Genomic DNA, 12,514 nt, shown 5'->3' on the forward strand with positions numbered 1-12,514 from the left:
GGGCAATTCGGCGGGGCCGCCAGATTCAGGCTCCGAGGACGTCCTTCAGCGCCGCCAGACAGGCGTCCACTTCGAGTGGGGTGTTGTAGTGGGCCAATGACACCCGGGTGACCGAAGGCAGGCCCAGGGGGCGCAGGATATTGCCGGAGTAGGCGTCGTCCTTGCGGGCGTGGACGCGAATGCCACGCTCGCCAAGCTCGGCGACGATCTCCAGTGCGTCTCGGTCCTTCACGCAAAACGAGACCGCCCCCTCCCGCCAGGGCGAATCCGCCTCACCGATCAGGGTCACGCCGGGCAGGTCCCGGAGTCCGGTGACGCCATCGGCTCCGTCGATCAGCCGACGCATCAGCGCCGCCTCCTGGTCATGCATGGCCTGGCCGGCGGCCAGCAGCCGCTGCCGGCGCTCGCTCTTGTCAGTGAAATGTCCTCCCAACCACTCGAGATAGCAGACCATCTCGCGGGCGCCGGCCCAGGCGGCAGGATCGCGGCTACCCAGCTCCCAGGCGTCGTCCGGCTTGCCCGCCAGGCGGTCGTGATCGGCGCAACCCAGTCGCGGCGAGACCCAGGCGTAGCCGTCGTTGAACGGGCAGAACACCTTGTACAGCGACACCGCGTAGGCATCGACGCCGTAGTGCGATACCGCCAACGCACCATGGGGGGCATGCTGGATGCCATCGACGATGATGTAGCAGTCCGGTGCGATGGCGCGAATCGCCTCGGCGATGGCGGCCACGTCCTGGGTCATGCCGGTCACCGGGCTGGTGTGCAGGATAGTGGCCACACGGGTCTCCGGCGTCACGACGCGGACATAGTCCTCGGCGGTGGCGCGCCCCTGATGCGGATCGAAGGGCACCGTCAACCGCTGCCTGCCGGTGCGCCTCGCCCACTGCGCGGTGGCGTCAAAGGTGGCGGGATGCTCGAGCTCGCAGGCGACGATGTTGCCACCCGCTGGCGCGGCACTGGCGGCGGCGCGAATTACCCGGAACAGGCACTCGGTGCCGGTCTCGCCGCCAAACACGATGCCGTCCTCTACCCCCAGCAGGCTGGCCATGGCGTCGCGACCGTCATCGATCATGCACGAAATGGCCCGGGAAGCGTCATTGTCGCGATGATCGTTGTCCGGTAATGCGGCGACTTCGGCCATGCGTGCCACTACGGCCTTGAGCGTCAGGGAACCGCCGGCGTTTTCGAAGAATATCCGGGGGCCTGTGTAGGGGCAGCGGTCGACGTGGTGAAAGCGAGCGCGCACCTGACTCATCAGGGCGTCGTCAAATACCGCCACGCTGGCCTTGATGGAAGGTTTCAATGTCTGCATCTGATCGTTCCTTGATGGCAGCGGAACAGCGAACCTCACCCCCAGCCGGGCGCCAGAACGAGGCAAGGGACGCTACCCGATCCCTCCTGGTTCGTCCGGAGTTATCGAGAAGCTTGCTCATAGTAGTACGCCCTGGCTGACCGGATGGCAAAAATGCAGCACACTGGACGCCTGAACTTTGTTCGATCCAACGTTACTGTTCGAGCGACATCGTGATAATCTGTCCCTTGAACGACGGCCGTAAATTGACGCTATTTCACCTTTCACAATGCTCAACCATCCCGGTGATTTTCCCCTGATGATGGGCGAGCCTTCTGGCGAGACAATGCCATGACGAGTGACGCCACCTCCGCTTCACCATCCAAGCCGGAAGCCCTGGCCGAGGAGCTCGTCTATGACCGCATCGTCGACGCCCTGATCGACAAGCGTCTGCGTCCTGGCGAGCGTTTGAACGAAGCCAAGCTCGCCAGCGCCTTCAAGACGCCGCGTAGCCGGGTACGTCGCGCGCTGAACCGGCTGACGGCGGAACGCCTGGTACGCTTCGAGATGCACCGGGGCGCCTTCGTCTCGCTGCCGTCGGTGAAGGAAGCCTACGATATCTTCGAGACACGGCTGCATATCGAGGGCGCGGTAGCGCGGATCGCCTGCGAGCGCATCGACGCCGAGGGTATCGCCACCCTGCGCCGCCACCTGGCGCTGGAGCATCAGGTGTTCGAGGAGCACCAGCCCAGCGTCAATCGCATCTCCGGTGACTTTCACCTGATGCTGGCGGAGCTGACCGGCAATGACGAGCTGATTGCCATCGTGCGCCCGATCATTCGACGCTTCTGCATCATCCAGTCGCTCTACGAACGCTCCACCGGCGTGCTGTGCCTTACCCATGAGCACCAGACCCTGGTCGATCTGATCGAGAAGCGCGACGCCGAGGGCGCCGCCGCGTCGATGATGGAGCACTGTCGCCACATCTTCTACAGCCTGGACCTGTCCGAGCGCCGCCGCGCCGAGGCCAACATCTACGATATCGACATCGACGATCCGCTGGGCTAAAGGGCCGGCCAGGCCGAAAAACCCGCGTAAGCAGGAGACAAGGCCGGCCCTGAGCCTGGGACATGCGTAGCAAAAAAGGGGCCAGAAGCCCCTTTTCTGCATTTCAACGACGTCATTGCCAGCTTCTGGCCCACACCCTCAGAGCGCTGCGTCCAGCGCCTCGATCAGTCGATCCACCTCGGCCTCGGTGTTGTAGTGCACCATGGACACCCGCACCACGCCCTGGATGTCCATCAGACCGAGGTCCTCGGTCAGGCGGCGGGCGTAGAAGTCGCCGTAGCGGATTCCTACCTTGGCCTCGTCGATCTTGCGCACGATCTCGTCAGACTGATGCCCTTCCACGGTAAAGCTGATGGTCGCGACGCGATGTTTGATATCGGCATCCCGCCTTCCGATGATGCGAACGCCTTCTTTTCCAGAGAGATAATCGAGCAGCTTCTTGCTCAATATAGCTTCATGCTTGGCGATGGCATCGAAGGCTGTTTCCAGCTTTTTCCGCTTGTCACCTTCACCATTATCGCCCGTCAGCGAGGTCAGATAATCCAGGATACCGGTTGCAGCGTAGGTCAGCTCGTAGTTGGGATTTCCCGGCTCCATCTTTCCTGGAATCTGCTCACGCGTGAAGAAGTGATGGTAGATATTATCCAACTCCAGCAGGCACTCCTTTTTCACATAGAGCACCGCGTGATGGGGGCCAAATACCTTGTACAGACTGAAGCCGTAGTAGTCGACATCCCAGTCCTGGACGTCGATGGCCCGGTGGGGGGCGAAGGCCACCCCATCGACACAGATGCGAGCACCGGCGTCGTGGGCCATGGCGGCGATCCGCTTGATCGGATTGATGGTGCCGAGCAGGTTGGAGACGTGGGTTACGCAGACCAGGCGGGTGCGCTCGTTGAGCAGTTCCGCCAGGGTGTCCAGCTCCAGCTCCAGGGTCTCGGGATTGCAGTTCCAGAAGCGCAGCTTGACGCCGCGCTGCTCGAGGCGCATCCAGGGGCCGACGTGGCTCTCGTGGTCGGTGTTGGTGACGATGATCTCGTCACCCGGGGCAAACTGGCTGGCCATGGCGTCGGCCAGCAGGCGGAACTGGATGGTCGAACTGGGGCCGAACACCAGCTCTTCCACGTGGCGTGCATTGACCAGCGTCGCCACCGCCTGACGGCCGGCGTCGACCTTGGCCTTGGAATTCTGGCTGGGGGCGTAGCTCGCGCCGAGCTGCACGTTGTCGCCCAGCAGGTAGTCGCTGATGCGCTCCACCACCATCTTCGGCACCTGGGCACCGCCGGCGTTGTCCATGAACACCCAGTCGCTTTCAAGCGAGGGAAACTGGGCTCTGACGTGTGTCAGATCAAGGCGAGCGTCTGAGGATGAATCGAGTGACATGGGAAGTCCTTGAATAGGGGTCGAGAGGCGATACATGGACGTCGAGAGACAAGGCAGGAGCGAAACAAGCCCCGAGCCAGCCGTCGAACAGGCGCCACGACTCAGTGAGCCAGCACCGACTGGAAAAAGGCGCGGGTTCGGTCTTCCTGCGGCGCCGAGAAGATCTGTTCGGGAGCGCCTTCCTCGACGATCTGGCCGGCCTCCATGAAGATCACCCGGTCGGCGACATGGCGGGCGAAGCCCATCTCGTGGGTCACCAGCAGCATGGTCACGCCGGTGCCGGCCAGGGTCTTGATGACGTCGAGCACCTCGCCGACCATCTCCGGGTCCAGCGCCGAGGTGGGCTCATCGAACAGCAACACGCGCGGCTCATTGGCCAGCGCCCGGGCGATGCCGACCCGCTGCTGCTGACCGCCGGACAGGGCGCTTGGATACTTGTACATCTGCTCGGCGATGCCGACCTTTTCCAGCAACTCCTTGGCCCGCGCCTGGGCATCCCCCGGGCTCATGCCGCGCACCCGAATCGGTCCCAGGGTCACGTTCTCCAGCACCGTCATGTTGGGAAACAGGTTGAAGCTCTGGAACACCATGCCGACGTCCTTGCGCACCTCGATCAGCTCGGGGCCGGGCTGGACCCGCACGCTGTCGACGTAGATGTCGCCGGCGCTGTAGGCCTCCAGATGATTGATGCAGCGGATCAGCGTCGACTTGCCGGAGCCCGACGGGCCGAGGATCGCCACCACCTCGCCTTCGCGTACCTTGAGGTCGATGTTCTTGAGGGCGTGGAAGTCGCCATAGTACTTGTTGACCCCTTCGAGCGAGATGATCGCTCTGGGCGCTTCGGGCAGACCAGCCTCGAGCGGGGGAAGGGTAGTGCCCTGGGTAGCGCCCTGGGTTGTCCGGGTTTCATTGATCATGGCAGTTCTCCTGTCAGGCCCGGCCCTGGGCGAAGCGTTTCTCGAGCAGACCGACCAGGCGCACCAGTGGCAGCAGCACCGCCAGGTAGAGTAGCGCCGCGCCGATCAGCGGTGTCGGGTTGGCCGCCAGCGCCTGGGCCTGGGTGGCCTGCTTGAGCAGGTCGGGCATAGCCACCACCGAGGCCAGGGCGGTGTCCTTCATCACGTTGATGCAGTTGCTGGTCAGCGGCGGAATGATCAGCCGGATCGCCTGGGGCAGGACCACGTCGCACATCACCCGATACTGGCTAAGGCCGATCGACTGGGCGGCCTCGAACTGGCCCCGCGGCACCGCCTCGATCCCTGCGCGGTAGATCTCGGCGGCGTAGGCGCTGGAGATCATGGTCAGGGCGGTACAGGCCGCGGCGAACGGTGACAGGGTGATGCCGACGAACGGCAGCGCGTAGTAGACGATGACCAGCCACACCAGCACCGGCAGTGAGCGAAAGACGTCGATGTAGGCGATGGTGAGAAAACGCAGCGGCTTGGGGCCGTAGAGGCGCAACAGCGCCAGTCCCAGACCGCCGATCAGCCCCAGCAGGATGCTCAGAAAGCCCAGCATCAGGGTCATGCCGAGCCCCTGCAGGAGCATCGGGAAGGTGCGCACCAGCACCTCCCAGTTGAAGAATGTCTGGACCAGGTCCATGGATCGTCTCCACGATCGAGGGTAATACGCTGGCCGCGGCGGTCACCGCCGCGGCCACGGGACTTGCCGGGCCAGGTTTACTGGGCGGAAGGCATATCGCGCACTTCGACGGTGCTGGTGCCGGCATCCGGAGCGGCGCCGAACCAGGTCTCGTGCAGCTCGGCAACAAAGCCTTCCTGCTTGAGTTCGCTGATCACTTCGCTGGCCTTGGTGGCAAGCTCGGCGTCCTTGGCGAACATCATCGAGTACTGCTCACCGCTGGGGATGCGGCTGACCACCTCGAGGCTGGGCTTGTCACGCACGTAGTACTGCACCGCCGGAATGTCGGAGATGTAGGCGTCCAGGCGGCCGCTGGACAGGTCCAGCATGGCCGGCTGCAGGCCTTCATAACGACGGATTTCCTTGATGCCGTACTGCTCCTGGTTCTCGCTGGTCCAGATGTCGCCGGTGGAGCCGGTATCGACGCCGACCACCTTGCCGTCCAGGTCCTCGAGCCCGCTGATGCCCTTGCTGGTGTGGGTCGCCAGGGACTGGTCGCTGTCGTAGTAGGGCTGGGCGAAGGACACCGACTCCAGACGCTCGTCGGTGATGGTGATAGAGGACACCGCCACGTCGATGCGCCCAGACTGTACCGCCGAGAACAGGCCATTGAACGGAATGTTGCTGATCTCTACCTCGTCGTAGCCCAGGCGGCTGCCGACCTCGTTGACCAGGTCGATCTCGAAGCCGACGTAGTCACCGCTGTCGTCCTGGAACTCCCAGGGCAGGTTGCCGATGTTGGCACCGACCTTGAGGGTTTCGGCCATCACGCCGCCTGCTGCCAGGCCGGCGGAAAGAGCGGTGGCCAGCACCAGGGAACGCTTGGAGAAGGTCTTGGAGAAGGTCTTGTAGGAAAGGCTCATGGGATATTTCCTCTGGTTATTGTCGTTGTTGCGGGTACAGCAGAAAACACGGGGTTCATCGGCGACGTCAGACGACGCCGGTCGCTTCACCTTCCCGGGCAAGCCAGGCCCGGGCGATCTCTTCACGGGTGGCGAACCATACGCCCTCGTGGGCCTGTGCATAGGCAATAAAGTCCTTGAGCGCGCGAATCTTGCCGGGGCGCCCGACCATGCGCGGATGCAGGCCGACGGACATCATCCTGGGGCCGCGGGCCGACTCCTCGAACAGCACGTCGAAGCCTTCCTTGAGGTTGTCGAGAAACTCGCGCCCCGAGGTAAGCCCAGGAGAAAGCCAGAAGCGGAAGTCATTCATGTCGGTGGTGTAGGGCACCACCAGCTGACGACTTCCCGCCACCTCGGTGAAGTAGGGTACGTCGTCGTTGTAGGCGTCGGAGTCATAGAGGAAGCCACCCTCTTCCACCAAAAGGCGCCGGGTGCGCACGCTGGGTCCGTAGCGGCAGTACCAGCCTACCGGGCGCTTGCCGGTGGTGGCGGTGATCGACTCGATGGCCAGGCGGATATGCTCGCGTTCCTCGTCTTCGCTGAGGCGAAAGACCTCCTCCCAGCGATAGCCGTGGCTGCAGAATTCGTGACCATCGGCGCTGGCGACACGGGCCACGCGGGGGTTCTGCTCCAGCGCCACCGCGCAGGCAAAGAAGGTCGAACGCACGTCGGCCTCGCGCAGGATATCGAGGATACGCCAGATGCCGACCCGCGAGCCGTACTCGTACATCGACTCCATCGCCAGATTACGGGTTCCAGCGGGAGTTACGTAACTCCCCCACTCGGTCATCGACTCCTGGTCGTCGTCGCCCATGGCGAAGGACCTTTCAGAGCCCTCCTCGTAGTTGACCACGATATTGACCGCCAGGCGGGCGCCATTGGGCCAGGCCCCGGTGGGGGGAGTATCGGCGTAGCCGACCAGATCACGCTGCGGGAGCATCCCGTTTCTCCTGAGGTCGCCAAGCATGCGACGACCCTGATTGTTGGTGTTGTTATCGACCGTCTGGCGGCCTTGTCAGGATTGCACGCAATTCTGCGTGCGATGTGAACAATAAAGCACAACCGTACTCGCAGCGCAAATGGCAACTAGCCAATGGTGGGGTATGGGGTATGGGGTTGGGGCCTGCTGAACAGGTAGTCGAACCCCGGCCAGGGACTCGACGGGAAGGAAAGCAATCGAGAGGCGGGAAGGCACTGCCGGCGGGGGCCTGCAGCGCCTTGTTGTGGGCATTACCAGCTCGGCGCGGTCTCGGCGTCCAGTTGCTCGATGGCGCGATGGAGCTTGCCGGTGGACAGCGCGGATCCAAGCAGACGCAGGCGCCAGGTCAGGTCGATGAAGGGGCGGATGGCCTCGGGCACGACGGGGGCGTCGGCCATGCTGCGCCGCTTGAGGAAGGAATTGTGCCAGTCGATGACCCAGCCCGGGCCGACCCCGACCAGTTCGTTGTCGATCACCACAAAGCGGCCGCTGCCTTCTTCCATCACGATATTGGCCAGCGACAGGTCAGGATGGCTGAGCCTGTCGCCCACCGCTGCGCGGTGGCGGTCGTCCTCACGCTGCCAGCGGGCCAGAAAGCCACCGATCGCATCCAGGTGCTTCCAGCCGTCCACCCGTCTGAGCAGGTAGTCGTCGATGTAACAGAAGGCCCCGGCGTGCTCGTCGGCCAGGGCGCGATAGCGCTCGTCCGACTGCGCCATCTCGAGAAAACGACTTACCGCCTCCGCCGCCGAAGCGATAGGCGCCTTGTCTGCCCTGGAGCGTTCGATCTGCTTGAGAGATGGCCCCTGGATCCACTCTTCGACGACCAGCTCGTCGTCGTGGGCGAGTATCGCCGGGAAGCTGAGCCCCGACGCCGGCAGTTCGCGAATGGCGTGACTCAACGCGATCTGACGCGGCGAGAAGGCGCTATAGACCTTGACCTTGCGACCGTTCATCCAGCCGGCAAACGACAGCCTGCCGGCCTTGGTCATGCCGGGAGAATGCTTGCTGCCCAGAGGCGTCAGATCGGTGATGGTCCGGTCCTGGACGGTGATGCTCCCAAGTGGCGTTTCGGCCACCTTTTTCTTGAAAAAAGTTCTTATCATGTCGCCTTCTGACGTTATCCCTGCACATTCGCGCGGATAGTAGCACGCTAAACGTGTACTACCTATGCGCCGAAAGGGGCGGGCTATGCGTCGAAAGGGGCGGGGCCCGTGCCGCCCAGCCAGGCAGGCCTTCTCCCCCACGACAGGCTGTCTCCAGAGCATCACTGTGCAGCAGCAGTTCCGCTCGTTTTGCTGTGAGCCAACGTCCTCGCTCCCGCTTGTCGTTTTTCGTCGCGGCCTTTCCGATCACGGACATGGGTTTTGCCCTGTAATTCGCAACGCTTTAGGGTTTTCATGGGCGGAAAATGTATTTTTCGTTCCGATTTTCTCGTCAAAGCAGGAGCTCCCGATGAAAACCACCGAGGCCGCCGCCCGCCAGCACGGCGACAGCGGCGAACGCCGCTTCTTCGGCCATCCCTGGCCTCTCGCCACCCTGTTCGGCATGGAGGTGTGGGAGCGCTTTTCGTTCTATGGCATGCAGGCGATCCTGTTGATTTACCTGTACTACGAGGCCAGCCGCGGGGGCCTGGCGATCGACCAGTCGGTGGCCATCGGTATCGTCGGTGCCTACGGCAGTTCGGTCTATCTGGCCACCATCCTCGGCGGCTGGTTCGCCGACCGGGTGTTCGGCGCCGAACGCACCCTGTTCTATTCGGGCATCGTGGTCATGCTCGGGCATATCGCCCTGGCCATCCTGCCCGGTGTCTACGGCGTCACCGCCGGCCTGATCCTGGTGGCGCTGGGCAGCGGCGGGGTCAAGGCCACCTGCTCGGCGCTGGTGGGGTCCCTGTACGAGCCCGGCAGCCCCCGGCGCGACGCCGGCTTCTCGATCTTCTATCTGGGTATCAATATCGGCGGCTTTGTCGGCCCGCTGCTGACCGGTCTGCTGCAGCAGAACGCCGGCTTCCACTATGGCTTCGGCATCGCCGCCGTGGGCATGGCGATCGGTCTGGCCCAGTACACGGCGGGACGCAAGGGGCTGCCCGATGATCAGAAGGCCGCACCGGACCCCATCGCGCCGGCGACCCTCAAGCGCTATCTGGGCATCGCCCTGGTGGTGCTCGCCCTCGTGGTCGGCGCGGCCCTGGCGGGCTGGATCCGTGCCGACAATCTGTCCGGGGTGATGCTTGGCATCATCGCGGTGGCCGCACTTTGCTACTTTGCGGTGATCCTGCGCTCCACCCACGTAAGCCCCGAGGAGCGCAGCCGGGTGCTAGCGTTCATTCCGCTGTTTCTGACCAGCGCCGCCTACTGGGCGCTTTACAGCCAGTCCTACACCGTAATCACCGCCTTCTTCGATCAGCGCGTGGATCGCAGCCTGTTCGGCTGGGAGATCCCGGTGGGCTGGCTGGTGTCGGTGCAGGCGCTGACCATCATCCTGTTCTCGGGGGTGTTCGCCTGGTTGTGGACGACGCTGGGCAAGCGCCAGCCGTCGTCGGCCGGCAAGTTCGTGATCGCCATGGCGATCATCGGCGCCACCTTCCTCGGCTACCTGCCGTTTCTCGGCAGCGAAGGGGCGAGCATGCCGCTGGCCATGCTGGTGCTGTTGCTGCTGGGCTTCACCGCCTCGGAGCTGTGCCTGTCGCCGATCGGGCTGTCGGTGACCACCAAGCTCGCACCGCGGGCCTTCCAGACCCAGATGATGGCGCTGTTCTTTCTCTCGCTGGCGCTCGGCTTCGCCGCCGGTGGCAAGCTCGGCGCCTTCTATACCGAGGACACCGAAGTCGGCTACTTTATTGCCATGGCGGCCATCGGTGGCATCAGCGCCCTGCTGCTGGCGGCCTGCCTGCCGTTCATTCGCCGGGCCATGCGCGGCGCGGACTGAGCTACCGCCAGGGTCGGCCAGCGCTGGCAGCAAGAAGCTGGCCGACCTTGTCTCTTTCGGCACTCTTTCGACTCTCTCTCGACACAGGATGCAGGCATGCCTTCCGACCACGCCATCCCGGGCCTTTCCATCAGCGACCATCGCCTCGAGGTGCCGCTGGACTGGTCCCACCCGGACAGCGGCGAGACCCTGAGCCTGTTCTACCGCGAGGTCTGCGCGTCAGACCGTGTCGACGAGGAGCTACCGCTGTTGCTGTTCCTGCAGGGTGGCCCCGGCGGCAAGTCGCCACGCCCCACCGCCAATGGACCGGGATGGCTGCATGAGGCGCTCAAGCACTATCGGGTGATCCTGCCCGACCAGCGTGGCACCGGGCGCAGTTCGCGCATCACCGAGGCCACCATGGCCGCCTTCGACAGTGACGAGGCAGGCGGTGACTACCTGGCCTGCTTCGACGCCCACGCGGTGGTCGCGGACTTCGAGCACCTGCGCAAGACCCGCTATCAGGGCGCCACCTGGACCACGCTGGGCCAGAGCTACGGCGGCTTTCTGACCCTGACCTACCTGTCCTACGCGCCTCAGGGACTGAGCCGCTGCTATATCACCGGCGGCTTGCCGGCGCTCGACGCCGACCCCGACGAGGTCTATCGGCGCACGCACCGTCGGGTGGAGCGCAAGCTTGAGGCGTATCTGGCGCGCTTTCCCGATGATCGCGAGCGGATCGACGCCATCGCCGATCATCTGCTGGACCACAATGTCCGCCTGCCCGACGGCGACCGACTGAGCGTGCGCCGCTTCCAGAGCCTGGGACTGATGCTGGGCATGGGTGACGGCGCCGAGCAGCTCCACTGGCTGCTCGAGGAGGCCTTCACCGACGACACGCGAAGCGCCCTCAACCATCACTTTCTGGTGGAGGTGATGAGGCTGACCGGCTTCGACGAGAATCCGCTGTTCGGCGCCATCCACGAGAACATCTACGCCAATCCTGAGCGCCTGTGCGACTGGGCCGCCGAGCGCCAGCAGGGGCCACAGTTCGACGAGCGTCATCGCCCGCTCAGGCTGACCGGCGAGATGATCTACCCCTGGATGTTCGACGAGATCCGTGCCCTCAAGCCCTTCCGTGGGGCGGTACACCAGCTGGCCCGGCGACCTCTGGCCAGCCCCTTCTACGACGCCAGACAGCTCGCCGCCAACCGGGTGCCGGTGGCGGCGCTGATCTACTTCGACGACATGTACGTGGACGCCGAGCTGTCGCTGGCCACCGCCGAGGCGATCCCGCGACTACGCTACTGGATCACCAACGAGTACGAGCACGACGGGCTGCGCCAGGACCCCGGGGTGTTCCGTCGGCTCAAGGCGATGCTGGACGATTGACACTCATCAAGGACGCTGCCCATGACCCCTTCCCACTGCGCGGGTGTCCCCGCCGGCAATCCCTTCAAGACCGCCATGGCCAGTGGCCAGGCCAGAATCGGCCTGTGGCTGTCGCTGGGCGACCCCTACTGCGCAGAGATGTGCGCCAGCGCCGGCTTCGACTGGCTGCTGATCGACGGCGAACACGGCCCCAATGATGTGCGCTCCATGCTCGCCCAGCTGCAGACGGTCGCCGCCTACGACAGCCACCCGGTGGTTCGGGTGGTGAACGGCGAGACGGCGCGGATCAAGCAACTGCTGGACATCGGCGCCCAGACCCTGCTGGTGCCGATGGTCGACACCCCGGAGCAGGCCCGCGCCATGGTCGCCGCCACCCGCTACCCACCGGCCGGGGTGCGAGGTGAAGCCTCCGCCATCGTCCGGGCGTCACGCTGGAATGCACGGCCTGACTATGTGCATCGGGCCAACGACGAGATCTGCCTGCTGGTCCAGGCGGAGAGCGTGACCGCGCTGGATAACCTCGAGGCGATCTGCGCGGTGGACGGCGTCGACGGGGTCTTTGTCGGGCCCGCCGACCTGGCCGCTTCCATGGGCCATCTCGGTGACGCGGGCCATCCCGAGGTCCAGGCCGCCATCGACGAGGCCATCGCCCGCATCGTTGCCAGCGGCAAGGCCGCCGGCGTGCTCACCGGTGACCCGGAGCTTGCCAGACACTATCTCTCCCTTGGTGCCAGCTTCGTGGCAGTGGGGCTCGACGTCAGCCTGATGATGCAGGCGGTGCGCCAGCGTGCATCAGAGTTTGCGCTTGGCCCGCAGGCGGCCGATTCGCAGGAAGACTCATCCACCAGCCCTGGCCACGGGTCCCAGGGACCGTACTGACCTAATACCGGCCGGGGGCCCTGATCACACCGACCGGGGGGCCCTGCTGCCACCGGCCGGGGA

Annotated in this window: 11 protein-coding genes; 4 read left to right on the forward strand and 7 right to left on the reverse strand. The window is 64.6% G+C overall.

All coding sequences use genetic code 11. The annotated features are described in order from the left end of the window. Positions 1 to 25: 25 nt before the first annotated feature. On the reverse strand, positions 26 to 1,315 hold the full coding sequence (locus NFH98_RS20220; RefSeq protein WP_349623079.1) for an aminotransferase class V-fold PLP-dependent enzyme: 1,290 nt from the start codon (positions 1,313 to 1,315) through the stop codon (positions 26 to 28). 330 nt (positions 1,316 to 1,645) lie between these two features. On the opposite strand from NFH98_RS20220, the gene NFH98_RS20225 reads away from it, so the two are divergent. After that, complete coding sequence (locus NFH98_RS20225) at positions 1,646 to 2,362, forward strand: GntR family transcriptional regulator (RefSeq protein WP_349623080.1); 717 nt, start codon at positions 1,646 to 1,648, stop codon at positions 2,360 to 2,362. A 138-nt stretch (positions 2,363 to 2,500) separates the two neighbouring features. Here NFH98_RS20225 and NFH98_RS20230 read toward each other — a convergent pair whose 3' ends face one another. The 6 genes from NFH98_RS20230 to NFH98_RS20255 all read right to left on the reverse strand — a co-directional run bounded on the left by NFH98_RS20230 (position 2,501) and on the right by NFH98_RS20255 (position 8,376). After that, complete coding sequence (locus tag NFH98_RS20230; RefSeq protein ID WP_349623081.1) at positions 2,501 to 3,745, reverse strand: cysteine desulfurase-like protein; 1,245 nt, start codon at positions 3,743 to 3,745, stop codon at positions 2,501 to 2,503. A 101-nt stretch (positions 3,746 to 3,846) separates the two neighbouring features. Further along, positions 3,847 to 4,593, reverse strand: coding sequence for an amino acid ABC transporter ATP-binding protein (locus NFH98_RS20235; RefSeq protein ID WP_045991702.1), 747 nt, complete (start codon positions 4,591 to 4,593; stop codon positions 3,847 to 3,849). Between the two features lie 82 nt (positions 4,594 to 4,675). After that, a complete protein-coding gene (locus tag NFH98_RS20240) occupies positions 4,676 to 5,347 on the reverse strand; it encodes an amino acid ABC transporter permease (RefSeq protein ID WP_108131989.1) in 672 nt (223 codons plus the stop codon). A gap of 77 nt (positions 5,348 to 5,424) precedes the next feature. Continuing rightward, a complete protein-coding gene (locus NFH98_RS20245) occupies positions 5,425 to 6,249 on the reverse strand; it encodes a transporter substrate-binding domain-containing protein (RefSeq protein WP_349623082.1) in 825 nt (274 codons plus the stop codon). A 67-nt stretch (positions 6,250 to 6,316) separates the two neighbouring features. Continuing rightward, positions 6,317 to 7,231, reverse strand: a complete 915-nt coding sequence (locus tag NFH98_RS20250) for an allantoinase PuuE (protein WP_108131988.1) — start codon at positions 7,229 to 7,231, stop codon at positions 6,317 to 6,319. Between the two features lie 290 nt (positions 7,232 to 7,521). Further along, positions 7,522 to 8,376, reverse strand: a complete 855-nt coding sequence (locus NFH98_RS20255; protein WP_349623083.1) for an aminoglycoside phosphotransferase family protein — start codon at positions 8,374 to 8,376, stop codon at positions 7,522 to 7,524. Positions 8,377 to 8,725: 349 nt separating this feature from the next. On the opposite strand from NFH98_RS20255, the gene NFH98_RS20260 reads away from it, so the two are divergent. From NFH98_RS20260 to hpaI, 3 genes are all read left to right on the forward strand, one after another. Further along, complete coding sequence (locus tag NFH98_RS20260) at positions 8,726 to 10,201, forward strand: peptide MFS transporter (protein ID WP_349623084.1); 1,476 nt, start codon at positions 8,726 to 8,728, stop codon at positions 10,199 to 10,201. 96 nt (positions 10,202 to 10,297) lie between these two features. Then, positions 10,298 to 11,572, forward strand: coding sequence for an alpha/beta fold hydrolase (locus tag NFH98_RS20265; RefSeq protein WP_349623085.1), 1,275 nt, complete (start codon positions 10,298 to 10,300; stop codon positions 11,570 to 11,572). Positions 11,573 to 11,593: 21 nt separating this feature from the next. Then, entirely contained in the window at positions 11,594 to 12,451 is an 858-nt protein-coding gene (gene hpaI, locus NFH98_RS20270; protein ID WP_349623086.1) for a 4-hydroxy-2-oxoheptanedioate aldolase, read from the forward strand. The last annotated feature ends 63 nt before the right edge of the window (positions 12,452 to 12,514 follow it).

This window comes from Halomonas sp. H33-56 (assembly GCF_040147035.1).
GTDB lineage: Bacteria > Pseudomonadota > Gammaproteobacteria > Pseudomonadales > Halomonadaceae > Halomonas > Halomonas litopenaei.

What these genes read in the sequence shown, in the direction of transcription:
- hpaI (WP_349623086.1), top strand. Translation starts at nt 11,594, where the DNA reads ATGACCCCTTCCCACTGCGCGGGTGTCCCCGCCGGCAATCCCTTCAAG.
- NFH98_RS20260 (WP_349623084.1), top strand. Translation starts at nt 8,726, where the DNA reads ATGAAAACCACCGAGGCCGCCGCCCGCCAGCACGGCGACAGCGGCGAA.
- NFH98_RS20255 (WP_349623083.1), bottom strand. Translation starts at nt 8,376, where the DNA reads ATGATAAGAACTTTTTTCAAGAAAAAGGTGGCCGAAACGCCACTTGGG.
- NFH98_RS20220 (WP_349623079.1), bottom strand. Translation starts at nt 1,315, where the DNA reads ATGCAGACATTGAAACCTTCCATCAAGGCCAGCGTGGCGGTATTTGAC.
- NFH98_RS20265 (WP_349623085.1), top strand. Translation starts at nt 10,298, where the DNA reads ATGCCTTCCGACCACGCCATCCCGGGCCTTTCCATCAGCGACCATCGC.
- NFH98_RS20240 (WP_108131989.1), bottom strand. Translation starts at nt 5,347, where the DNA reads ATGGACCTGGTCCAGACATTCTTCAACTGGGAGGTGCTGGTGCGCACC.
- NFH98_RS20230 (WP_349623081.1), bottom strand. Translation starts at nt 3,745, where the DNA reads ATGTCACTCGATTCATCCTCAGACGCTCGCCTTGATCTGACACACGTC.
- NFH98_RS20250 (WP_108131988.1), bottom strand. Translation starts at nt 7,231, where the DNA reads ATGCTCCCGCAGCGTGATCTGGTCGGCTACGCCGATACTCCCCCCACC.
- NFH98_RS20245 (WP_349623082.1), bottom strand. Translation starts at nt 6,249, where the DNA reads ATGAGCCTTTCCTACAAGACCTTCTCCAAGACCTTCTCCAAGCGTTCC.
- NFH98_RS20225 (WP_349623080.1), top strand. Translation starts at nt 1,646, where the DNA reads ATGACGAGTGACGCCACCTCCGCTTCACCATCCAAGCCGGAAGCCCTG.